Here is a 24,206-nt window from a genome sequence, read left to right as displayed (position 1 = left end):
ATATGTCAGATGTTAAGTTAAAATACTCAGATGCTGATTTACAAGAATTTAAGGAGATTATAGAGAAGAAAATTGCCAGAGCAAAGGCAGATTTAGCTTTGTTAGAAAGCTCTTATAAAAATGATGCTAGTAATGGTACAGATGATACTTCGCATTCTTTTAAATCTTTTGATGAAGGCTCTGAAGTAATGAGCAAAGAAGCAAATGTGCAATTAGCAATTAGGCAAGAAAAGTTTATTAGAGATCTTAAAAATGCTTTAATTCGAATAGAAAATAAAACGTATGGTATTTGCAGAGTAACGCGTAAATTAATACAAAAAGAACGTTTAAAGCTAGTGCCACATGCTACACTAAGTATCGAGGCAAAACGCAAACAATAATTTAAAAAAAGCTTTCAAATAACTTGAAAGCTTTTTTTAATTAACAAACTAAATAATATGCGCGCAATTTTTTTGCTTTTATTAAGTTTTATTTCTTCGGTTACTGTTTGTCAAAAAAAGGTTTTAAAAAAAATTACAAGTACATCGACAGCAGTAGCAATTTCTACGGAAGGCTTAGATAGCTTTACTTTAGAAAACTCAGACTCTAAGTTTTTAGAAATCTTCTTGTATGCAGAAAACCCAAACAAACAACATATTATTGTTGATGAGAAAAATAAAGAATTAGAAATTAAATTTAAAATTCCTGATTTAAAAACACCAGAAGCGGTTTTTAGAAAATACATTACAGAAAGGTTAAAAAGAGCATCCGCAACCATAAAAATACCAAAAAATAGAAATGTTGCCATTTTTGGTGAATATGTTAATATACATAGCAAAAGTTTTAAAGGAAACCTTAGAGTATTTTTAGAAAACGGTATTGTAAAATTAGATACCATTCAAAAAGGTTTAGAATTAAAAATTTATGCTGGTAATGTTTTTGGAAAGATAAAAAACGCAACTATAAACGTAGTTTCTAAAAACGGAAAGATAAAAATAGATAGTGCTTTTTATCAAAAAGAATATCAGGAATTAAATAGTAAAAACTTTAAAAAACTTACTATTACATCAAATAAAGGGAATATTTACTTAACGCACTTATAAAGACAATAATATTGTTATTTTTGTGAGCACAAATTAAAAAAAATGTCAAAAAAGAAACTGGCAATATTTACAATAGTAATCGCTATTTTATTAGATCAAATTATTAAAATTTATGTAAAAACCAACTTTGCTTTAGGTGAAGAGGTATTGGTTTTCGATTGGTTTCGAATTCATTTTACAGAAAATAATGGTATGGCAATGGGCTTCGAGTTTGGCGGTAAAGCCGGTAAACTATTTTTAACCTTATTTAGATTGGTGGCGGTTTCTGCAATAATTTATTGGTTAATTGGTAATATCAAAAGAAAAGTGCATAACGGTGTAATTATTGCGATTTCATTAATTTTTTCTGGCGCAGTAGGTAATATTATAGATTCTGTTTTTTATGGTGTTATTTTCGATCATTCTAACCATCAAGTAGCAACATTATTTGCAGATAAACCTTACGGAAACTTGTTTTACGGTAAAGTTGTAGATATGTTTTATTTTCCTATTTGGCAAGGAACTTTACCAGAATGGATTCCTGTAATTGGTGGAGATTTTTTTACGTTTTTTCAATACATATTTAATCCTGCAGATGCTTTTATTAGCATAGGTGTAGCACTTTTATTTATCTTTAGTAAACAAGCGTTTCCAAAAGAAGAGCAAACAGTAAAAGACTAAACTTTTAGTATCTTTAGAAAAAGATTTAAAAATGCGTTTTCTAAAATATGCTTTGGTGTTTCTCTTGGGTTTTATTCTTGCAAAATTGTGGTATAAAAAAGAGAACAGTACCGTTAAGAAAGAAGAAATTCAGGTTGTAGTAAATTCTATCAAAAACCTAAGTAAACTTGTTGTTTCTAAAGGTATTTTTTCTGAAGTTTATAATTATTCTGACTCAAAAAAATATTTTTACAATTACCTTTCATTTGATAAAAAAGCTATTGTAACTGTTACTGCTTCGGTAGAAGTTGGTTATGATTTATCTAAATTAGAACTTCAAATAGATTCTATTGGTAAGACTATTTACATCAATGAAATACCGAAAGAAGAAGTAAATATTTCTCCAGACATTAAATATTTCGATTTACAGCAAAGTAGTTTCAATTCCTTTTCAAATTCTGATTTAAATAAAATCAATAAAAATAGTATTCTTAAAATAGAAGAAACTATAGAATTAACTGCTTTAAAACAAAAAGCAAAAGAAAGACTCTTAGAAGAATTGTCTAAGATATATCAACTAACTGCAATTTATAATTGGCAAGTTGTAGATAATACAAAAGAAAATTTGTTGGATGGTTTTACAAAATTAAGGCAATAAAAAAAACCGATACAATTAGTATCGGTTTTTTCTGAAAAAAGTATTGTTTAAAAACCAACACCTGGATCTTCTGGACTTTGTGCCTGAGATTTTTGTGGGTTTAAAATCATATATGTTCCTAATGCTGTTAAAGCAGCATATTTACCATAATTACCTATTTTTTTTATTGCTTCTTTTCTAGTAATTTCTTGAGCAATATCTTGATTTTTCTTTGTGTCTTTCATGATTTCTTGTCTTTAAAATTACTGTTATTATTCTAAAATTATTTTCTTGTTAACCTTGCTGTTGTTTGCTTTTATATTTACTAAGTATACACCAGAGGCTAATTTAGGTAAAGAAATATTTTTAACACCAGTAGAGTTAAAAGATACTTGTTTAACTTTTTTACCCAACATGTTAAATATAGTTAGTTTTGTATTTCCTTCTGGTAAACCTGTAACTCTTAAATTAGAATTATCTGTTTTAAAAACACTAATATTATCTGGATTTAAATTAGTTTCTGCACTTAAAGATTTAGCAGATTTGGTATGAATGTAAAATTTACCTACACCATTTACTTCTTCTGCAAGTGTAATTTTGTAATTTTCATTTGATAGATCGATAAAACGATTGTTTATTTTATCTTCTAAGAAAACATTGATGCTTTCTGGTATATTTAAACTTTCTACAGAAAAAGTTAATGTTTTATTAGCTTTAGAAATTACACCTACAGGAATTACCATGTTTTCAAAATCATTGTTTGGTAAGGTTTGTATAGCTAATTTTTCGCCATTGTTATCACTTATTAATTCAGTAAATACTGCAAAATCATAAGTAGTACCACCAAACATTTTAGAGTCATAACCATTATCGTGTCCTGTTGTTTTTCCATCTATATAAAATACTTGTGTAGATGAGGTATTTTCTTCACTTTGTAATAATAATTTAAAAGAAGGTTTTGGTGCTTCTTTCATAAATGTTTCTGTACCTTGATGACTCTGCTTATTTGTGAAAAAGATAACATTATCATTTGCATTTGCCTCTATAAAAAATCCTTGAGCAGGAGCAATTTCAATAGGGTTAGCATTATTATGAGTTACGTATTGTGTGCCATTCCAGAACCAAAATGTTGAATTACTAATAACCGAATTATCACTAGCTAAACCAGCAGAATTAAAATAACAAGTATATGGATTTCCTAATAAGTTAAAATTATTTCTAGAACCAGTACTTACAGGAAGACCATAATTAGTAGTAATTAAATTTCCTGTAATAGATACATCTCCAGGTGCAGCTAATTTTACAGAAAATCCATAACCAGGAACTACACTTCCGGTAGAAGATAAATTAGCATATGTCCAAGGATCGACTGCATTGTTTGTATATAAGCCAATACCTAAATTAGCACCAGAACCTGTAGCAAATGTATGATTTGCAATAATATCTTGTTGCGTTTCTCCTGAAACAGGTGCGCCAACTAAATACCAATTGGTGGTAGGTAAATTTCTACTATAAGTTACTTTATTATTTGTTGTTACTGCTGCATTTGCAATTAAAGTAGCACCAGAAGCAATGTTTATAGAGTTTACTGTAACTGCTGAAGAAATTGTTGGGTAATTTGTGATTCCGGTATTAGGAATTACAACACTAGCAGCACTGGTTGGTATAGTATTCGTATCCCAGTTTCCTGCAGTTGCCCAATCGTTACTTAAAGTACCTGTCCAAGTTATTGTAGGGTTTCCAACATAGATATTTGCAGTACTACCAATACTATTCAAAGTTAAGTTCGCATTATTTCCAGCATTATCTTGTAATGTTCCGCTATTAGCATTTAAGGCTCCAACTGCAATTCCATCAGTATCTAAGTCGCCTGCTTGAACAGTATATCTAAAAAGTAAGGCACTAGTTCCTGAACCGCTTTGATAAACAGCTTGCTGAGTAGTTGAACCAATTGTAATTGCAATTTGTGGAGAACCACCAGTAGTATTTACTGTTATATTTTCACTTAAATTAACTGTAAAATCTAAGTTTTGACCTGAAGTGTAAGTTGCATTTGCAGGAACAGAAACACTGTTTACAGTAGGATTAACACCATCAATAACAATTGCTTTATTATTACCTAAGGAATTTGCAGCACCAGGAGTTGGTAATGTTAAAGTAGCATTATTTCCTGCAGTATCTCTAATTGTTCCGCTATTTAAAACTAAAGAATTATTAGCGACATAATCTAAGTCAGCACTTACATCACCTGCTTGTACAGTATAATTAAAAGTTAATGTATTTGAACCACTACCAGAAGTGTAATTTACGGTTCTGTCTGTAGTACCAGTTTCTAAAGTAATTTGTGGTGTACCTGTAACAGCTACGCTTTCAGAAAATGAAACTGTAATTGCAATATTATCTCCAGCTTTATAGCTTCCATTTACTGTAGAAGAACTTATACTAGTTACTGTAGGTGCAAGTCCATCAATAACAATTGCTTTATTATTACCTAAGGAATTTGCAGCACCAGGAGTTGGTAATGTTAAAGTAGCATTATTTCCTGCAGCATCTCTAATTGTTCCGCTGTTTAAAGCTAAAGAATTAGTAGCGACATAATCTAAGTCAGCACTTAAATCACCTGCTTGTACAGTATAATTAAAAGTTAATGTATTTGAACCACTACCAGAAGTGTAATTTACGGTTCTGTCTGTAGTACCAGTTTCTAAAGTAATTTGTGGAGTTCCTGTAACAGCTACGCTTTCAGAAAATGAAACTATAATTGCAATATTATCTCCAGCTTTATAGCTTCCATTAGCAGTTGAAGAACTTATACTAGTTACTGTAGGAGCAAGACCATCAATAACAATTGCTTTAATAGCACCTAAAGAATTAACTGCACCAGGAGCTGGTAAAGTTAATATAGCGCTTTTACCACCTGCATCTAGAATACTTGTGCCAGCAGTTAAAGAATTTGTAGCCAAATAATCTAAATCTGTACTTGTGTCACCAGATTGAACAGTATAAGTAAACAAAAGAGTATTACTTCCACTACCAGTTCCATTATAATTTATAGTTCTATCTATACCACCAGTTTCTAAAGTTAATTGAGGTGTACCTGTTACAGTAACATTTTCAGAGAATGCAACACTAATTATTATATCACTACCAACACTATATGTGCCGTTAGCAGTAAAAGAGTTTACTTGATTTACAACAGGTGCTACTGCATTTGAAATAACTGTAGTTGTATTATTAGTATCAGTAGCAGTTCCATCATCAATAACAACAGTAAAAGTTGTAGTTTCTGAGGTACTAGACCTGTTATCTGTAGGGTTAAAAGATAAAGCTCTTAATGCGGTTTGCATTGCTGTAAACCCTCTATTATTCATTATGTACGATGCGCCGTTAAAAGAATCTGCACCGTTTATTACACCTTTAGCATTATTATCTAAAGTAATAGTAGCTGTTAAATTATCCCCATCAGCATCTGTAGTTGTTATTGAAGAAAAAGGAGTTATTGTGTTATTATCATTTACTGTTTGATTTGCTGATGTGCCAGCAATTATTGGTGCGGTATTAGGTGAACCAAGTGTTACACTATCTAAAACAAATTGTTCTGATGTTGTGTAATTAGATGTAATTGTAATTTCAGTTACTGAAGTCCAATTTAATGTTATGTTAAATGCATTTCCACTAAAGTTAGAATTTGCTGTAGTAACAACTGTATTACTTCCACCAGTTGGAGTGAATGTCCAAATTCTGGATTCTGTATTAGCAGTACTAGCCATCTTTAAATCAGTTACATTAACTGCTTGATTAAATGTAATAGTCATAGCACCAGTTTCTGCAGATACACTATGAAATACAGCTCCATTTGTAGTTCCTAATGCTCCACCTAAGCCAGCAGAATTAAGATAGGAAGTTTGATCTGGGTTAGAACTGTTCGAGTTTTGTATTCTAACAGTCATTGTGGTACCAGATAAAGTTTCTACTACTGTTTTAGGATTAGCCCCACTTGTGTTATCCGTAGTAGTAGCATCCGAAATATCAAAAGTTTGTGAGTAGGTTATATTGGAAAAAAAGACTAGAAATATAGTTAAGGAGAATATTTTACGATACTGTATGTTTTTACTATTCAAAAATAAATAATTGTAAAGTTGTTGCATAGGATTCTTTTTAATTATGGTTTTTATGTTGATATAGAGGTGGTTAATAAAAAAATAGTAAAACTTTCGTATAAATTTTACTTTACACAAAAGTTTTAGATTATTGTAATTTAATACTCTTAGCTTCTAGAAGGAAAAACACCTTGTAAAGCAATAATATAATTAATGGTTAAATAAGGTTGCATGTTATTGTGTGGTTGGCTACCTCCATTGTTTAAAACGGTTAGTCCAGCATTATTGCTTAATGTTTGTCCATTTACAACGTTTCCATTCGTTGGTGGGCCAAAAGCTTTTACTTTAGTAGTGTTTAAGCCACTACCAAATTGTGGGGCAGCAGGTATATCTCCAGCTGCTGGAGTTTCATTTACGGCAGGTGCAGTACTTAAAAGAACATGTTGATCCGCAGCAGTATTACTAGTTAAATGATTATGAGAAGGCATTTCAAGAGTTGTTAATGTATGAACTTCTTGTCCGCTTCTAGATCCTAGTCTTCTGTCAGACAGTCCTGGTCCTCTACCAGAACTAACAGGTGCTCTACCACGTAAATCTGGTAATGCAAAACTTGTTCTACCGTCTCCACCATAAGTGGTTCCTAAAATTGAGAATAAAGCTGAGTTTTGTGCAATTGATAATAATTGTCCTTGGCATAGTGCCCAACCTCTTGGGGCGAAGTTACCTGCGAACATACTAATTGATCCTAATAATGGGTCTATTGCTGCCATAATAATAAAGTTTTAGTTTGGTTAAAATATTGATAACAAACATACTAATTAATGTGGCTCTAATTAAGGGCGAAAGCACTCTTGTAAAAAAACAGGTATTTATACTTGTTTTTATATTATAAATTAAAATCTGGAGTAATTTCTATCAGTTTTTTCTGAATACCATAAATTACCAAACCAGCCACGTTTTTAGATTGTGTTTTTAGTAATAAGTTATTTCTGTGGCCTTCTACAGTTCTTGGACTTATAAAAAGTTTTTCTGCAATTTCTGCAGTTGTAAATTGCTCGCAAATAAGTTCTAAAACTTCTAATTCTCGTTTAGATAGTAAGTTTTTATCTAAATCGCTTTTAATACGTTTACCACTCGAAGAAATTATGTTTTCGTGTATTATTTTAAGTACTTTTTCATCATAGAAAAATCCTTTACTAAAAACTTCGTTTATGGTATGTATTACAGTTTTTGGATTGGTGTTTTTTAGCAAGTAAGAAGATGCGCCAACATCGATCATGTTTGTTATAAAAGATTTACCATCGTAACTTGTTAAAGCTATAATTTTAATGTTTGGATGCGATTTATGTATGGCTTTGGTAGCTTCTATACCATTCATCTCTGGCATTTTTAAATCCATTAAAATCACATCAGGAAACTCTTCTGTTGTATGAATAAAATTAAGTAATTCTTCACCATTACCGGCTTCAGAAACAACATTAAAATTAGGTTCTCTTTCTAATAGAAAACGCATGCCTTTTCTAAAAAGTTCTTCGTCATCTGCTATTACTATGTTAATTTTACTCATAACTTTAGGGTATTATATTGTAATTAAAATCTTAAAACCTTCGTTTTGTTTACTTTTTAATTGAAATTGACCATTTAATAAAGACACTCTACTTTCTATATTTTTAATGCCGAGGCCTTTTTTATTTTCTATGTTTTCAGAATTAAAACCTATACCGTCATCTGCATAATCAAAATATAATTTGTTACTGTTATAATTAATTTTGATGGTACAATTTCTAGCTTTACCATGTCTAACAGAGTTGTTAATTAGCTCTTGGGTAATTCTAAATAAATGCAATTCATTTTGTGGTGATAAATGTTTCTTTGGATATAAAATTTTATAATCAATATTAATTTTTCTACTATTATTAAAGCTGTCTGCCAGTTCTTCTATGGCGTCTTTTAAACCAAACTGAGCCAAAATTGGAGGCAAAAGATTGTGTGCAATTTTTCTAGCGCTTTCTAGAGTTTTATCTGTTACATCTAAAATACCTTCGTTAACAAATAAGTATTCTTCTGGGCTTAATTCTCCGTCTTTTAAAAGATTTGCGTTTAAATTGATAACATTTAGCTTAGAACTAATATCGTCATGTAAATCTTGTGCAATTCTTTTGCGTTCTTCTTCTTGCGTTACTATTATAGATTGTATTATTTCTTTTTGATGGTTTATTTGCAAAGTTTTTTTCTCTAACTCTTTTGCTACTATTTTTTTTCTTGAGAAAAAGAAAAATAAAAGTAGGGCAGCTCCCATTAAGAGGAGTAATAAAACACCTATTAGTACAATAACAATCACTTGATCTTCTTTAGCAAAGAATTCTTCCATAAGGGGTTTTTGAAAAGTAAAAACGAAATTAAGGAAAAATTTTTATTTAAAAATAGTTGAAAATTAGCGATATAAAAAACCTAAGATAAAAAACAGGTATTTATACTTGTTGCTCTAGTTTTTTGTTTTTTCTAAAAATTTTATTCCATTCTACTACAATCAAAACTTGATAACATAAGTAAATAAAAGAGTTTAATAACCACAATAAACGTGTGGTTGTCGTTTGAATATTACCTGCAGAAAACAATAAGGTACTACAAATTAGGTATAAGAAAAAACCTGAATTAAAGTAGATGTACTTTTTGTTTTTAGAATCAATTTTTTCGATAAAAAAAACAAAACTAGAAATGATTAAAGGAATTGAAAATACAAGAATTTCTATACTATTAAACCGAAATAGCAAATCAGGTTTAAAGCAAAAAACTACAATAAGTGTTATTGGTAAAATTACACAGCTATATTTTAAGATTGTTTTTATTACTTGATTGGTTAAAACTGTACTAAAAAACAAACTCATTAAAATATATTGACCAATGGTAAATACATGAAAGAAAAATAAATTATTAATTTTTTTAAAAGCTAAATAAGAACTAATAATTTGAATGATTAAACTTAACAGTAAAAAGAAATACAAATATTTATAGGCAATAGATTTTTGCTTATACGTTATACTATACAGAATAACATTTATAAATAAAACAACGTAACCTAAGTAAATGAGGCTTTTTCTTACTATAAAAATTGAATCCATATAAATTGTTAAGATTGTAAAATGCTGCGATTAGATTTTATTCTTATTGAAACGAAATAAAAATTGTTTTCTAAAGTTTTTAATCCATTCTATTAAAACTGCCATTTGAAAAAATAAATACAGCAGTTGATTAATATCCCAAACATATGATTTAATGTGTTTAGTACCAAGGTTACCTAACAAAAAAATAAGTGTACTACAAAGTGTATAAACAAAGAAGCCAGAATTAAAATAGATAAACCTTTTACTTGTACTTACTTCTATCTTTTTTAAAAAATACAGAAAACTATATACTAGAAGAGGTGTTGAGGTTAAAACAATTTCGAATTCACTCCATTTTCGATAAGCTTCTTCGTGTAAATAAAAATATGTTATAATAATAACCGTAAGAGCAATAGTAAAGCCTAAAATAAATTTAGCTACTTTTTTAAACTCAAGTATTTTTGAAAAAAAAAGACTTAGAAAAATAAATTGCCCAGTAAAAAAATAATGGCTTAAGTATAAATTATTATCACCTTTTGCGCTAATATCACTTGATATTTTTTGAATAACGCAACAAAGCACCAAATACATAATAAAGTATTTTAGTGCTTTGTATTTCTTGTTATAACTAGTTATAAATAATACAGTGTTAAGTAATAAAATATAAATACCTAGCTCTGTAATAAATTTATCAACCTCCATTTAAAGGACTTTCTTCATCACAAACATTTGGGCAAGGTTCAGAGAAGTCATAAATATTTCCACCTTCATCATCTAAAGTAAGTCCGTCTTTAGAAGAAATCATATCTTTTCCATTTTTGTCTACACCAACCATCATTAATTTTTCGATGTATACTTTTTCTCCATCAACCATTGTTTTTTCTACGCCAATGTATGCTCTAACGCTTGCTGCGCCTTCATCTATAACTTCTTGTAAATCTTTTAAAGGAATGTTAAATGCTCTACAATCATTATAATTGTTGTAGCTGCTTTCTAGTTTACGCCATCTTTTAGCCCAGTCTTTTGCAATTTTTAAACTAATAGTGTTTCTTGGGTTTGGTTTTGGTATGTCGTTTGGTTTCGTTGACATTTGTAGTTAATTTAAGTGTTAATATTAAGTTTGGTTAGGCAATAAAAATATGTAAAATAATGTAAACTTGTGTGTTAACTATTAACTAATTACTAAAAATTAGGTGTTTATACTTGTTAAGTGTTAAAAAATAATCTAGTAATACATTCTTAAATATGTACTAAAAATTGGTATTTTCGTGCTATGTCTATACCTTCTTTAGAGCTTCAAATAAAAACCTTACCAAAAGAACCTGGTGTTTATCAATATTTTGATAAAAATGATGTAATTATTTATGTTGGTAAAGCTAAAAACCTAAAAAAAAGAGTTGCTTCTTACTTTAATAAAAACCACGATAGCGGTAAAACAAGAGTTCTAGTAAAAAAGATTGTTCGTATAAAACACATTGTTGTAAATACAGAAACAGATGCTTTATTATTAGAAAACAATCTGATAAAAAAATATAAACCTCGCTATAATGTTTTACTAAAGGATGATAAAAGTTACCCTTGGTTGTGTATAAAAAAAGAGCGTTTTCCTAGAGTTTTTATGACACGTAGAGTTATAAAAGACGGGTCTGAATATTACGGGCCATACACCTCTATAAGAACAGTAAGAGTTTTATTAGACTTAATAAAAGAATTATATCCTTTAAGAACATGTAATTACGATTTAAGTCATCAGAATATAAATGAAGGCAAATATAAGGTTTGTTTAGAATATCATTTAAAAAACTGTAAAGGCCCTTGTGAAGCTTTGCAAACCGAAACAAATTATAACGAGTCTATAAAAGAAATTCGAAACATAATAAAAGGTAATTTTAAAGAAAGCCTAGAGAAATTTAATAGAATGATGTTAAATTTTGCTGAAAACATGGAGTTTGAAGAGGCGCAAAAAATTAAAGAAAAATTAGACTTACTTAGCAATTATCAATCTAAAAGTACTATTATAAATCCGTCGATAAATAATGTAGATGTATTTTCTATTATTTCTGATGAAACCCATGGTTATGCTAATTTTTTAAAAATTTCTAACGGATCGATTATACAGTCACATACCACAGAAATTAAAAAGAAGTTAGACGAAACAGATAAAGAATTATTAGAATTATTTATTGTAGAAATTAGACAACGTTTCGAATCGCAATCACCAGAAATTTATGTGCCTTTTAAAGTAGATTTAGGCGAAAATTTGAAAGTTACAATTCCTAAATTAGGCGATAAAAAACGTATTGTAGAGCTGTCTCAAAGAAATGCAAAATATTATAGACAAGAGCAATTTAAACAGGTTCAGATTGTAGATCCAGAAAGGCATACAAAAAGAATAATGGCGCAAATGAAAAAAGATTTACGCCTTTCTGTAGAGCCTCGTCATATAGAATGTTTCGATAATTCGAATATACAAGGTACAAACCCAGTTGCTGCGTGTGTTGTTTTTAGAGATGGTAAACCAAGTAAAAAAGAATACAGACATTACAATATAAAAACTGTTGTTGGGCCAGACGATTTTGGTTCTATGGAAGAAGTTGTTTTTAGAAGGTACAAACGTTTGCTAGAAGAAGACAAACCGTTACCACAATTAATTATTGTAGATGGTGGTAAAGGACAACTTTCATCAGCATTAAAAAGTTTAGAGGTTTTAGGTTTGCGTGGTAAAATTGCCATAATAGGTATCGCTAAAAGATTAGAAGAAATTTATTATCCAGATGATCCAATACCATTATATTTAGATAAAAAATCTGAAACCTTAAAGATTACGCAGTATTTAAGAAATGAGGCGCACAGATTCGGAATAACATTTCACAGAAATAAACGAAGTAAAAGTGCTATAAAATCTGAGTTAGAACAAATTCCGGATATTGGTAAACAAACAATTACTACATTATTGCGTAAATTTAAATCGGCAAAACGTGTAAAAGATGCTTCTCTAGAAGATTTAAAAGCTACAATTGGTAATTCTAGAGCTTTAAAAGTCTACAATTATTATCACAAACAATAATCATGAAAATAAAACTACTTTTTTTTGTTTCTCTTATCACCTTAAGTATTTATACGCAAAGTAAACAACCAAAAGTAGGATTGGTTTTAAGCGGAGGAGGTGCCAAAGGTTTTGCTCATATTGGCGTTTTAAAAGCAATTGATAAAGCTGGCATACAAATAGATTATGTTGGCGGTACAAGTATGGGCGCAATTGTTGGTGGTTTGTATGCCGCTGGTTATTCTGCAAATCAAATAGAAGAAATTATTCTAAAAACAGATTTCTTAACGCTGTTAAGAGACCGATTACCTAGAAGTTCAGAAACCTTTTTCGAGAAAGAATATGGTGAAAAATCTGTAGTTACGCTGCCGGTTAACAAAGGTAAAATAGGTTTGCCAAGAGCAATTTCTAAAGGACAAAATGTATTAAACTTATTGTTAGAACTTTTCGATTCTGTAGATGGCAATCAAGATTTCTCTAAACTTTCAATTCCGTTTTTTTGTATTGCAACAGATGTAGAAAACGGATCGCCAGTAATTTTAGAAAAAGGCTCTTTACCATTAGCTTTAAGAGCAAGTGGTTCTTTTCCTTCACTTTTAAATCCTGTAGAGATTTATGATAAGCTGTTAATTGATGGTGGTATTGCAAATAATTTTCCTGTGAGTATTTTAAAGCAAAAAGGAATGGATATTGTGATTGGCGTAGATGTAGAAGGCAAACTATTTCAGAAAGATAAAATAAACTCTGTTGTTGCTTTATTAAACCAGATTATGAGCTATAAAATGTATAGTAAATCTGATGAAGAGGTAAAAAAGTTAGATGTTTATATTCATCCAGAAATTTATAATTATACAGTTGTAGATTTTGATAAAAAAGAAGAAATTTTAAAAAAAGGTGTTATCGAAGCATCTAAATATGCAAAGGTTTTTGATGAAATTGCGGCCAAACAACAAACAAAAAAGAAAAGAAAAAACTTAGAATTTAGCACAGAAAAGTTATTAATTTCTGATATTGGAATTGATGGAGCTTCTTATTATACCAGAGCATTTGTTTTGGGAAAACTAAATATAAAAAATGGAGATAGTTTATCTAGAAACGACATTACAAAGAAGATTTATTTGCTTTCTGCAACAAGAAATTATAACCGAATAGAATATAATTTAATTAAAAAAGTAGACGGAAGTTATTTGTTAGACTTTAAGTTAAAAGAATCTAACGAAAATGCAAACTTAAAGTTAGGTGTACATTACGACTTGTTATATAAGTCGAGTGTTTTGGCTAGTTATAACCAGAAACATTTACTTAAAAAAAACGATTTGTTTTCTTTAGACATGATTTTAGGTGATAATTTAAGATACAATTTAAATTATTTTGTAGATAATGGTTTTTATATAAGTTATGGGTTTAGATCTCGTTACAATCACTTTAGAAGTAATTCGAAATATAATCAAGTATCAGATTTACCCAACGTAAGTAGTATCAATTTAAGTTATACAGATATTACCAATCAAGCCTTTTTTCAGACTACATTTAATAGAAAATTTGCTTTAGGTGTAGGTGCAGAACATAAATGGTTAAAAGCATCAACAGAAACATTATCTACTAATGATACACCAGAAACTATTATTGATAGAAGTAATTACTTTAATGCCTTCGGATATATAAAACTAGACACATATGATAAAAAATACTTTGTAACCAAGGGGTATTTTGCTGATTTAAATTTTAAATGGTACATCGCATCAACAGATTATAATAACGACTTTAAGATGTTTTCGCAAGCAAAAGGAACTGTTGGTTTTACAACAACTTTTTTTGATAAATTAACTTTTCAAAATACTAATGAAGCTGGTTTTACTATTGGGAATCCTAATTCTAATATTTTTGATTTTTACCTAGGTGGTTACAATCAAAATTACATAAATACTTTTGTGTCTTTATATGGATATGAATTGGCAGATTTATCTAATAACTCTTTTATAAAATCTCAATTCGATTTTAGATACAAGGTAGGCGATTCTCATTACTTTTCTTTGATAGCCAATTATGCTAGATTAGAGGATAATGTTTTTGAAGATCTAGATTTATTTAAAAATATCAAATCTGGTTATGCCGTTGGTTATAGTTACGATTCTTTTTTAGGGCCTATCGAAATAAAATATAGTTGGACACCAGATCATACAGACGGGCAATGGTTGTTTAATCTAGGTTTTTGGTTTTAACAGAAAATTAAAAATTGAATAAAAAAAACCTGAATTAAAAATTCAGGTTTTTTTTATGATAGACTATTTATTTATTCTGTTTTGTTGTTAAATAAAATTCTTCGTAAGTATTAAGAAGGTTCATTAAAGCAGAAATTAAATCTTTTGTTTCTAACAATAAGCTAAAATAAAGAGTTGTGTTTTTCGGGCTAGTTTCATCTGTTCTAATTCTAGAAACTTGTTTTTCTATAGATTCAGAAACATTTTTAAATAGTTCTTGTTTTTCGATTAAAATTTCGCTTAAGTTATCGAAAGTTCTTTTTTCATAGACATCTGCAACCTTAAGTAATAGAGATGATAACTCTTGATCTATATGTTTTAAATCTTTTAACTGACCTTTCTTTAAATTTTTATGGTTATTATTTACGTGTTTATAGCTTGCTCTAGAAATATAACTAATAGATTGCGCAACATCTTGTAAGTAACCTAAAACCATAACATAAAACCTACTAGCTTGCACAGATGTATCGTCTAAAGATTTTATAAAATAGAAAACACCATCTTTTAGGTTATCTATTTCATCATTTAGTTTTCCAACGTGTTTATCTGTTTTACGAAGTTTGTTTAAATCATGATTAGCTAAATCGTTAACAACATTTGTATACAATTTGTTTACTCTGTTGGCAACACCAGAAATATGATCTGCGCTTTCTTCAATTACTCCGTTAATTGTAATTAACTCGGCTCTTTCAATGTAAATTTGTTTTTTATCTTCTTTTGTTTTCTTTCTATGTATTAAAGTATTTCTACCTATTAGAAAAGCAACGACTGCTAACAAAATAGGAATCATAATCATGTCCCAACTTATTAAATAAGCTACTATGGCTGCAGCTAAAAATGCAGTTATTGCAGTTAAAAACCAACCACCAATTACATTTAAAACACCTGCAACTCTGTAAACAGCACTTTCTCTTCCCCAAGCTCTATCTGCTAAAGAAGTACCCATTGCCACCATAAATGTTACATATGTTGTAGATAAAGGTAACTTCATAGATGTAGCAACAGAAATTAAAATACCAGCTACAATTAAATTTACAGAAGCTCTAACCAAATCAAAAGCTGGTAATTCGTAAGTTTTATCCTTAGGTAACTCTATAACAGGTTTAGTAAATTTAGAGTCTATAAAGTTTAAAGTAGATTTAGGTAAAATATAACTAATACCAGTATTTATTGCCATTGCTGCTCTTACAGTAACTCTAGATAAAGGGTTTGGTTTAAATTTCTCGTGTCCTTCTCCTTGTCTAGATAAATCTATACCAGTTTTTATAACATTTTGTGCCTTACTTGATGTCCATAATGTTACTACCATAATTGCACCTGCAACTAATAACAACCAAACATTTGATGGAACTTTTTTGGCTAAAACACCCATAGAAAAAGCATCAGCGGCTACACCAGAAACCTCCCATGCTTGATAAGAATTCCAAGCGGCAATTGGTACACCTACAAAGTTTACCAAATCATTACCAGAAAAAGCCATAGCTAAAGAGAATGTTCCAATACCAATAATTAATTTTAATATATTAATTTTAAATACTTTAATTAAAATCTGAGAGATTAAAGACCAAACGGCAAAGCTTCCAGCGATAATGGCGATAGTATTTCCTTCAATTAAAAACTTTACATCTTTATAGAAAGGAGTACCTTTCATACCTTTAATAATAATAAAGTAAGTAATAGCTGTAATTGCAAAACCACCAAATAAAGCATTTATATATGTTGCTCTTTTTTCAAAATTAAAAGAGTATATAAGTCTAGATATAAATTGAACGATAGCCCCAACAGAAAAAGCAACAACAACAGATAGTAAAATTCCTAAAATAATTTTTGTAGCAGTTTCATGGTTTATATAATTCCATAAATCAGAAAAAGTTTGTGCGTCATTTGCAGATATTTTAATTAAAGATATACATACTGCAGCTCCTAATAATTCAAATACAATAGAAACTGTTGTAGAGGTTGGCATACCAAGAGAATTAAAAATATCTAATAGTAAAATATCCGTAATCATTACTGCCATAAAAATGAACATGATGTCTTGAAACATAAACATATTTGGATTGAAAATACCTTTACGTGCAACTTCCATCATACCACTAGAGGTTATAGCCCCCATAAAAACACCTACACTGGCTATAATCATGATGTTTCTTACTGATATTGCTTTAGAACCAATAGCAGAATTTAAGAAGTTAACAGCATCGTTACTAACTCCTACGACTAAGTCTACTATAGCTAAAACAGCTAAAGCGACTAACATTAAAATATATGGATCTCCCATTTTCTTCGATTAATTTAAGTTTTGCAAATTTACAAACACAAAATATTGTGAATGTTACCTTTATGTTATTAAAAATGAATATCTACTTGTAATCTATAAAGTAATTTATTAGTCTTAAAGCCTATGTCTGTGTAGCTTAAATCTGTTTGTACTTTTAATTGATGACCAGAAATATATTTTGATAAACCTAATGTATATTGATTTTCTGCACCTTTACCCGTGATGTTTTTATCTAAGGTGATATTGGTGTAACGTGCAGAAACCTCTAAGGTTTTAGATAATAAATAACCAGATTGTAAGTTTAGGCCATTACCAACTTGCACTTCATCCCCTGTTAATGTTCCATCAGAATTTTTTGCTAAAGCGTCTTCTGCAGTTCTGTTAGCATACTCTGCCATTAAAGAAAATCCTTTATGTTTATACATTGCATCAATAAATAATGTAGAAATATTTGTTGAATAAAAACCTGTATCGTTTAACATATAAGAGCCTTGGTTACTTCTTGTTTTAGAAGCGTCATTGTTAAAATCATAAGCAATACCTAATGCTAACTTAGGTTTTTGTTCAAACTTTAAATCACTTCCTTTATAATCTCCTTTACCTGCAAAGTTTCCGAATGGTAACAATTCTAATCTAGTTGTGTATTGATGACCACCAATATTACCAGTCGTAATGTTTCTACCTTCACCTTGCGCAATAGAAAATATTTCTTTTACAATAAATGTTTCTGTAAGATTAAAGTGATGCCTTAATTGTATACCAATATCTCTATCTATATTAAATCTACTATTAAGTAAAGATCTGTCTACTTGTTGCATGTTTGCAGAAGAAATAACACGCTCTCTGTTACCAGGTAATTTTGTTTGTCCAAACCAAAGTACAAAATTTCCTGCAAAATTCCATTTTAATACAGCATCTAAAATATATCTAGGAGCATTACTAGTGTATTGTGAAGCACCAGATTGATCTCTATTAGATAAACCTAATTCTACTTTATATTTTAATTTTGGTGAATATGCAAAACCATCAAATTTTAAACGAGACCTTCTAATTAAAAAAGAAGATTCTGGGTTTGAAAGACCATTATTAACGTCCCAACTAGAAGTTGCAAGTGTTTGAAATCTTAGACCTACTTTCATAGACCAAGTACTGTCTTTTCCTACTAGATTAAAAAGACCTTTTCCAAATTTAGGTGCATTGGTTTCTTGTGCATTTGTATTGATACATAGGTAAATACAGCTTAATATTACTACTTTACGCAGCATTAATAATTTCATAATTAATAGTTTTTGTCGGGTACAAAGAACCATTAACAATGTTAAGTTAATGTTAAAGTAGTATTAAAAAAACAAAAAAACTGCCTTGGCCAAAGGCAGTAAGTCATAAATAATAGTTGACAAAAACATATTAATATATGATGACTTATATCTTAAAGATTTCTACAAATATCTTTCATTAGCTTAAAATTAATGTTTTTTAAAAATTAAAATACTGTTAACTATTTCTTGAAATTAACATTTAATTAATGTTTCTGTAATAGAATCATAATTTACAACTAACATAGACTTTACAAATCTAACGGACTTTTGCCAAAGTAAATAATATACAAAAATGAAGAAATTTTTATTTATTGCTTTAATAGCATTAAGTCAAGTATTAACAGCACAAGACAAAGGAACTTTAAAAGGTTTATTAACCGATAAAGAAACAAATAATGATCCTTTGCCTTTTGCAAATGTATTTATAAAAGGAACTAGCATTGGAGCAACTACAGATTTTGATGGAAATTATTCTATTAAAGTTCCTGCCGGAACTCATGTAGTTTCTTTTAGTTTTTTAGGATACAAAACTGTAGAGAAAACATTTACAATTAAGTCTGGTGAAACTGTAGTTTTAAATCAGGTTATGTCTGCCGAAGAAGGTGTAGGTTTAGATGAGGTTGTTATCAAAACATCAACAAGTAAAGAATCTGCTAATGCTTTATTATTAGAGCAGAAAAAAGCAACAGTTATTAAAGAAAGTATTGGTGCACAAACATTGGCTAAAGTTGGTGTTTCTAACGCTGCAAATGCTACAACTAAAATTTCTGGTGTTACTAAAAGTGAAGGTACAGGAAGTATATATATTAGAGGTTTAGGAGATAGATATTTATCTACTACTATGAATGGTTTGCCAATTCCTTCGGATGATGTATCTAACAAAAACATCAATTTAAATTTATTTTCTACAAGTGTTATTAAAAATGTAGGTATTAGTAAAACATATACTACTTTTAGTTATGCAGACCAGGGTTCTGGTAATGTAGATATAGGTTCTAAAGAATATACAAAAAAAGGTTTTTCTATTACTGTATCTGGTGGTACAAATACAAATGTAGCAGGTCTTTCAGAAGATTTTAGAACTCCTGTTATTAATAACGATGTAACTTTAGGTTTTCATAAAAAAACATTTGCTTTACAAGATTTAATAACAAACCAAGGTTGGGGCACAGAAGCAATGTCTACCCCAATTAATTTTAGTGGTTCTTTTACTGCTGCAAATAAGTTTACGGTTTTAGGTAAAGATGTAGCTGTTTTCTTAACAGGTTCTCATTCAAAATCTTTTACACACCAAAAAGGTGTTTTTAATTCTTACAGATCTAATGTATTAGATAATCGTTTTTCTGATGCAGAACAATATAGTTCTGTAGCAAATACTACAGGTTATGTAAACTTTAAAATAAAATTAAACGATAATAACAAACTTAAATACAACACACTTTTTGTAAATACAGGTACAACAAACTTGTACGAACAAGGTAGAAATGGTTTGGGTTATGTTTTTGATCAAGATCCGCAAGAAGAAGGAGCTTTTGTAAGAGATCAAAACTTTAAGCAAACAACAATGTTTGTAAACCAGTTAATGGGAGAACATAAATGGAATGAAAGTAATACAATAAATTGGGCCGGAGGTTACAACTTTGTATTAGCAGAAGAACCAAACAGAATTAGAAACGAGGTGAATATTTTAGATATTACAAATTCACCTTTAATTCAGTATTCTCACGTTGGTGATTATCAGCAAAGAAAATCTACTCAGAAAATTCAAGATAAAGAATATACTGCTTTTATAGAAAATAAATGGGCTTTAGGTGCCAAAAATGAAGATGATGACAAACCATATTCTTTAAATTATGGTGTAAACTTTAGACATAAAGAAAGAACTTTTAAATCTTTATTTGTTGGGGTTAGAGCTAAAGATTTTACAGCACCTTCTATAGATGATTTATCAGAAACATTTACACCAACTAATTTTAATAATGGTTTAAGATTAAGAGTTGGTGAAGTAGATAGATACAATGCAGATTTAGATATTATGGCAGGTTATGTAAACTTCGATTTTCAATTGAATGAAAAGTTTTCTGGTAATTTAGGTTTACGTTATGAAAGAGACGAGTTAGATGTTACTTGGGACGTTACAAACTATGTTGGTAGATTTGGAACAATTAATAGAGTTTACGAGAGTTTATACCCAAGTGTAAATTTAAAATATGAAATTAAAGAAAATCAATATTTACGTTTTGCATCTAGTATTACACAAACTTTACCAGAATTTAAAGAATTAGCACCTTTTGAGTATGTTTCTCCTACAGGTCGTGTAATCAAAGGAAACCCTAATTTAGAAAAATCTGATATCTATAACTTAGATTTAAAATATGAAATGTTTCCTCAAAGAGGGCAGTTATTTTCTGCAACTGCATTTTACAAGCAAATTATTAACCCAATTAACTTAGCGCAAGCAAGAGGTTCTTCTGGTAACTTTGTATATTCTAATACAGGTGATGAAGCAGAAGTGTATGGTTTAGAATTTGAAGCTAAAACAGATTTAATTAAAAATGACGACGACGAAGGTATTTTAAACATAACTGGTAACGTTACAAAAATGTGGTTAAAACAAGATTTATTAAAAGATTTTCAATACAAAAATATTACAGAATCTAGTTTACAAGGCGCTTCAGATTTTATTATAAATAGTTCTTTAAGTTATAGCAATAAAGAAGAAAAGGAATTTATTACGACTTTAACTGGTAACTATTCTTCAGATAAAATATTCGCATTGGGTTCTCCAGAAGATTTTGCAAATAGTGCATCATTATATAATGACGAAATATTAGAAAAAGGATTTGTTGCTTTAGACTTAGTTGTAAGTAAAAAACTTACAGATAATTTAGTTGTAAAGTTTGTAGGTAGAAACTTATTAAACCCAGAAATTAAACAAACTCAAAAAGTTAGAGACTTAATTACAGAGGTAGAAACAAACCAAACAGTATTGTCTTATAAGAAAGGAAGTAGACTTACATTAAGTATAAAATACAGTTTCTAATAGAGGTTAACGATTACTTAACAAAAGAGTAGTTTTAGTAGCAAATACTAACATAGGATTAATATTTACATAAAGAAAAGAAAAGGAATAGTTGATTTCTTTGTGGAAAATTAAAAATCAAACAAAATACAATGAAAAAATCAGTTTTTAAAATTCTTAACATCGTAGCTTTTTCGATAGCTACTTTAACATTAACCAATTGTGGTAGTGATGAGCCAGGTATTATTTTACCAGGTAACGAATCTGAAGTTATTGAAAACTTAAAGGTTGGAATAATGAATGGTAACTTAGATGAAGATTATACTTTAGATCCTGGTGTAGCATATAACTTAAATGCATCTTTTACAATTGATTCTGGTGCTAAATTAACAATTCCTGCAGGAACTAAAATTCAGGCATTAAACAACGGAACAAGTGTTTTTATTGCAGTTTTACAAGGTGGTCAAATAGACATTCAAGGTACAGCATCATCTCCAGTAATTATGTCTTCAGCTTCAGGTAATCCTGGTGATTGGGGTGGTTTAACTCTTTGCGGAGAAGCTACAACAACTGCGGGTGTAGATGCAGAAGCAGAAGTTGGTGGTTTTATTTATGGGGGTACTAACGATCAAGACAGTTCTGGTTCTATTAGCTATTTGGTTATTAAAGGTACAGGAGCTCAAATTAGCTTAACATCTCAATATAACGGAGTTTCTTTTTACGCTGTAGGTTCTGGTACAACTGTAGATAATGTTGCAGTTATAGATGGTTCTGATGACGGTGTAGAATTTTTTGGAGGTACAGTTTCTGTTTCTAACTTATACTTAGAAAACAACGAAGATGATTCTATTGATTGGACAGAAGGATGGAACGGAACAGTAAGTACTGCTTATATTTCTCATACTAAATCTGGTTTTTCTACAGTTTTTGAAGGAGATAAAGATAACGGAAATCCTAAATTTAACGATATTACAGCTATTTCTACTGTTGGTGGTAAAGCTTTACAATTTAAAAAGAATTCTGGAGGAACAATCACTGGATTATCTTTAAGTGGTTATGATGTAGATTTAGATATGGCAGATGGTGGTGCTACTTCTAACGTAGTTTTTTCTGATGGATACACGCCAGTTGCTTTAGCTACAGAAGAAGAAATGACTGCTTCAGGTGAGTACTTCTATACATTAAACACTACTGTTGTACCAACTGTTGCAGCTTCTGCATTCGATTGGGTACCAACAGATTTATCTTTTGAAACTAGTGCTTTACAAGGTGCTGTAACTACAGATGTAACTTTAGACGCTTCTGTTAACTATACATTAAACTCTTCTTACATTGTACAATCTGGTGCAACTTTAACAATTCCTGCAGGAACAAAAATTACTGCAAGAAATGGTGGAACTGGTGTTTACATTGCAGTTTTACAAGGTGGTAAAATAGATATTCAAGGTACTGCAACTAACCCAGTAGTTATTGCTTCTGCTTCTGGTGAGCCAGGAGATTGGGGTGGATTAACAATTTGTGGTAAAGCAACAACATCTGCGGGTGTTAATGCAGAAGCAGAAGTTGGTGGTTTTATTTACGGTGGAACAGAAGATGCGGATGACTCTGGATCTATCAAGTACTTAGTAATTAAAGGAACAGGTGCTCAGATTAATTCTGAATCTCAATACAACGGAGTTTCTTTTTACGCTGTAGGTTCTGGTACAACTGTAGAAAACATTTCTGTAGTTGATGGTGCAGATGATGGTGTAGAGTTTTTCGGTGGAACAGTTTCTGCTTCAAACTTATACTTAGAAAATAACGAAGATGATTCTGTAGACTGGACAGAAGGATGGAATGGTACTGTAACTAATACTTACATTTCTCATACAAAATCTGGTTTTTCTACTGCTTTTGAAGGTGATAAAGCTAATGGAAACCCTAAGTTTGTAAACTTAACTGCTATTTCTACTGTAGATGGTACTGCTTTACAATTTAAAAAGACTTCTGGTGCAACTATTACTAACATTTGGTTAGAAGGTTATGCTAAGAACATCGATATGAAAGACAATGGTCCTTTAGCAAATGTTATTATAGATGGTGCTGCAGCAACAACTACAGCAGACTATAAAACAGGAACTAAAGTAGATGTTTCTACTTGGACTTGGAAAAGTGCAGGTTTATAATCTAAAACTTTTATAAAAATTAAAAAGCAGGCTTTAAGCCTGCTTTTTTTAATTTATAGAATTACTGTTGTTTTAAACAGTTTCTTTTTTGTCGCAACAAGCCATTTTACAATCTTCTGCACAAACCATTTTACCGTCGATTGTTTTACCAGAACAACAGCCTTTTTTTTCTGCTTTTAATTCACACTTTTCTTTACAATCATCAGAACAAGTATGTGATTTTTTAGTTTTAGTTACTTCTGTTGAAGTTTCTGAAGCCGTATATAAATCTCCGCCAGCAATTCCGTTAACATAAGCAATCAATTCGCTTTTAGATGTTGTGTTTGCATCGTAAGCAATATTAGCAATACTATCAGTAAAAACAACTTTAGCATCTATTACACCTTCTTTTTTAGATAATTTAGATTGAATTGTTTTTGCACAACCAATTTCGCAAGTCATACCAGAAATAGCTAGAGATACATTCTCTTTTTTTACATCTTTAGCACATCCTATAAAAACGAAACAAGTAATAGCTAGAGAAAATAATATTCTTTTAGTGTTCATAATA

Annotated in this window: 17 protein-coding genes; 8 read left to right on the top strand and 9 right to left on the bottom strand. The window is 29.9% G+C overall.

Annotation, left to right across the window (positions count from 1 at the left end; all coding sequences use genetic code 11):
• Nucleotides 1-2 precede the first annotated feature (2 nt).
• The 4 genes from WG950_RS08220 to WG950_RS08205 are packed head-to-tail and all read left to right on the top strand — an operon-like array spanning nucleotide 3 to nucleotide 2,379.
• Nucleotides 3-380: a TraR/DksA family transcriptional regulator gene (locus WG950_RS08220; RefSeq protein ID WP_077810847.1), complete on the top strand. Its 378-nt coding sequence runs from the start codon at nucleotides 3-5 to the stop codon at nucleotides 378-380.
• Between the two features lie 57 nt (nucleotides 381-437).
• Nucleotides 438-1,082 carry a hypothetical protein gene (locus WG950_RS08215; protein ID WP_340931573.1) on the top strand — a complete coding sequence of 215 codons (645 nt, stop codon included), beginning with the start codon at nucleotides 438-440 and terminating at the stop codon, nucleotides 1,080-1,082.
• Nucleotides 1,083-1,124: 42 nt separating this feature from the next.
• Nucleotides 1,125-1,742 (top strand): lipoprotein signal peptidase, encoded by a 618-nt coding sequence (locus tag WG950_RS08210; RefSeq protein WP_340931571.1) that lies wholly within the window; start codon nucleotides 1,125-1,127, stop codon nucleotides 1,740-1,742.
• A gap of 31 nt (nucleotides 1,743-1,773) precedes the next feature.
• On the top strand, nucleotides 1,774-2,379 hold the full coding sequence (locus WG950_RS08205) for a DUF4230 domain-containing protein (RefSeq protein WP_340931569.1): 606 nt from the start codon (nucleotides 1,774-1,776) through the stop codon (nucleotides 2,377-2,379).
• Between the two features lie 47 nt (nucleotides 2,380-2,426).
• On the opposite strand, the gene WG950_RS08200 is transcribed toward WG950_RS08205, so the two are convergent.
• From WG950_RS08200 to WG950_RS08175, 6 genes are all read right to left on the bottom strand, one after another.
• Entirely contained in the window at nucleotides 2,427-2,603 is a 177-nt protein-coding gene (locus tag WG950_RS08200; protein WP_340931566.1) for a hypothetical protein, read from the bottom strand.
• A gap of 27 nt (nucleotides 2,604-2,630) precedes the next feature.
• Nucleotides 2,631-6,506 (bottom strand): T9SS type A sorting domain-containing protein, encoded by a 3,876-nt coding sequence (locus tag WG950_RS08195; protein WP_340931564.1) that lies wholly within the window; start codon nucleotides 6,504-6,506, stop codon nucleotides 2,631-2,633.
• Between the two features lie 119 nt (nucleotides 6,507-6,625).
• Nucleotides 6,626-7,219, bottom strand: a complete 594-nt coding sequence (locus tag WG950_RS08190; protein WP_422894382.1) for a phage tail protein — start codon at nucleotides 7,217-7,219, stop codon at nucleotides 6,626-6,628.
• A gap of 125 nt (nucleotides 7,220-7,344) precedes the next feature.
• Nucleotides 7,345-8,025, bottom strand: coding sequence for a response regulator transcription factor (locus tag WG950_RS08185; RefSeq protein WP_340931562.1), 681 nt, complete (start codon nucleotides 8,023-8,025; stop codon nucleotides 7,345-7,347).
• 12 nt (nucleotides 8,026-8,037) lie between these two features.
• Nucleotides 8,038-8,829, bottom strand: a complete 792-nt coding sequence (locus tag WG950_RS08180) for a sensor histidine kinase (protein WP_079737946.1) — start codon at nucleotides 8,827-8,829, stop codon at nucleotides 8,038-8,040.
• Between the two features lie 1,424 nt (nucleotides 8,830-10,253).
• The gene (locus WG950_RS08175; protein WP_340931559.1) at nucleotides 10,254-10,652 is read right to left on the bottom strand and encodes a hypothetical protein; all 399 of its coding nucleotides are present in this window, start codon (nucleotides 10,650-10,652) and stop codon (nucleotides 10,254-10,256) included.
• A 183-nt stretch (nucleotides 10,653-10,835) separates the two neighbouring features.
• On the opposite strand from WG950_RS08175, the gene uvrC reads away from it, so the two are divergent.
• Together uvrC and WG950_RS08165 are read left to right on the top strand one after the other, a co-directional pair.
• Entirely contained in the window at nucleotides 10,836-12,629 is a 1,794-nt protein-coding gene (uvrC, locus tag WG950_RS08170) for an excinuclease ABC subunit UvrC (RefSeq protein ID WP_340931558.1), read from the top strand.
• 2 nt (nucleotides 12,630-12,631) lie between these two features.
• On the top strand, nucleotides 12,632-14,830 hold the full coding sequence (locus WG950_RS08165; RefSeq protein WP_340931557.1) for a patatin-like phospholipase family protein: 2,199 nt from the start codon (nucleotides 12,632-12,634) through the stop codon (nucleotides 14,828-14,830).
• A gap of 67 nt (nucleotides 14,831-14,897) precedes the next feature.
• On the opposite strand, the gene WG950_RS08160 is transcribed toward WG950_RS08165, so the two are convergent.
• Complete coding sequence (locus WG950_RS08160) at nucleotides 14,898-17,150, bottom strand: inorganic phosphate transporter (RefSeq protein WP_340931556.1); 2,253 nt, start codon at nucleotides 17,148-17,150, stop codon at nucleotides 14,898-14,900.
• Nucleotides 17,151-17,218: 68 nt separating this feature from the next.
• Nucleotides 17,219-18,427, bottom strand: a complete 1,209-nt coding sequence (locus tag WG950_RS08155) for a porin (protein ID WP_340931555.1) — start codon at nucleotides 18,425-18,427, stop codon at nucleotides 17,219-17,221.
• A 334-nt stretch (nucleotides 18,428-18,761) separates the two neighbouring features.
• On the opposite strand from WG950_RS08155, the gene WG950_RS08150 reads away from it, so the two are divergent.
• Together WG950_RS08150 and WG950_RS08145 are read left to right on the top strand one after the other, a co-directional pair.
• Nucleotides 18,762-21,512, top strand: a complete 2,751-nt coding sequence (locus WG950_RS08150) for a TonB-dependent receptor (RefSeq protein ID WP_340931554.1) — start codon at nucleotides 18,762-18,764, stop codon at nucleotides 21,510-21,512.
• Between the two features lie 131 nt (nucleotides 21,513-21,643).
• Nucleotides 21,644-23,656 (top strand): hypothetical protein, encoded by a 2,013-nt coding sequence (locus tag WG950_RS08145; protein ID WP_340931552.1) that lies wholly within the window; start codon nucleotides 21,644-21,646, stop codon nucleotides 23,654-23,656.
• Nucleotides 23,657-23,728: 72 nt separating this feature from the next.
• Here WG950_RS08145 and WG950_RS08140 read toward each other — a convergent pair whose 3' ends face one another.
• Nucleotides 23,729-24,202: a cation transporter gene (locus tag WG950_RS08140; protein WP_340931550.1), complete on the bottom strand. Its 474-nt coding sequence runs from the start codon at nucleotides 24,200-24,202 to the stop codon at nucleotides 23,729-23,731.
• Nucleotides 24,203-24,206 lie beyond the last annotated feature (4 nt).

Source organism: Polaribacter marinaquae (assembly GCF_038019025.1).
In the GTDB taxonomy this organism is placed as follows: Bacteria; Bacteroidota; Bacteroidia; order Flavobacteriales; family Flavobacteriaceae; genus Polaribacter; species Polaribacter marinaquae.
This window is presented reverse-complemented; position numbering and strand designations above follow the sequence as displayed.

Bases quoted from the DNA above. Each gene is read 5' to 3' on its own strand.
- WG950_RS08215 (WP_340931573.1), top strand. From the start codon at position 438: ATGCGCGCAATTTTTTTGCTTTTATTAAGTTTTATTTCTTCGGTTACT.
- WG950_RS08210 (WP_340931571.1), top strand. From the start codon at position 1,125: ATGTCAAAAAAGAAACTGGCAATATTTACAATAGTAATCGCTATTTTA.
- WG950_RS08220 (WP_077810847.1), top strand. From the start codon at position 3: ATGTCAGATGTTAAGTTAAAATACTCAGATGCTGATTTACAAGAATTT.
- WG950_RS08150 (WP_340931554.1), top strand. From the start codon at position 18,762: ATGAAGAAATTTTTATTTATTGCTTTAATAGCATTAAGTCAAGTATTA.
- WG950_RS08200 (WP_340931566.1), bottom strand. From the start codon at position 2,603: ATGAAAGACACAAAGAAAAATCAAGATATTGCTCAAGAAATTACTAGA.
- WG950_RS08160 (WP_340931556.1), bottom strand. From the start codon at position 17,150: ATGGGAGATCCATATATTTTAATGTTAGTCGCTTTAGCTGTTTTAGCT.
- WG950_RS08145 (WP_340931552.1), top strand. From the start codon at position 21,644: ATGAAAAAATCAGTTTTTAAAATTCTTAACATCGTAGCTTTTTCGATA.
- WG950_RS08165 (WP_340931557.1), top strand. From the start codon at position 12,632: ATGAAAATAAAACTACTTTTTTTTGTTTCTCTTATCACCTTAAGTATT.
- WG950_RS08140 (WP_340931550.1), bottom strand. From the start codon at position 24,202: ATGAACACTAAAAGAATATTATTTTCTCTAGCTATTACTTGTTTCGTT.
- WG950_RS08175 (WP_340931559.1), bottom strand. From the start codon at position 10,652: ATGTCAACGAAACCAAACGACATACCAAAACCAAACCCAAGAAACACT.
- uvrC (WP_340931558.1), top strand. From the start codon at position 10,836: ATGTCTATACCTTCTTTAGAGCTTCAAATAAAAACCTTACCAAAAGAA.
- WG950_RS08205 (WP_340931569.1), top strand. From the start codon at position 1,774: ATGCGTTTTCTAAAATATGCTTTGGTGTTTCTCTTGGGTTTTATTCTT.
- WG950_RS08185 (WP_340931562.1), bottom strand. From the start codon at position 8,025: ATGAGTAAAATTAACATAGTAATAGCAGATGACGAAGAACTTTTTAGA.
- WG950_RS08195 (WP_340931564.1), bottom strand. From the start codon at position 6,506: ATGCAACAACTTTACAATTATTTATTTTTGAATAGTAAAAACATACAG.
- WG950_RS08155 (WP_340931555.1), bottom strand. From the start codon at position 18,427: ATGAAATTATTAATGCTGCGTAAAGTAGTAATATTAAGCTGTATTTAC.
- WG950_RS08180 (WP_079737946.1), bottom strand. From the start codon at position 8,829: ATGGAAGAATTCTTTGCTAAAGAAGATCAAGTGATTGTTATTGTACTA.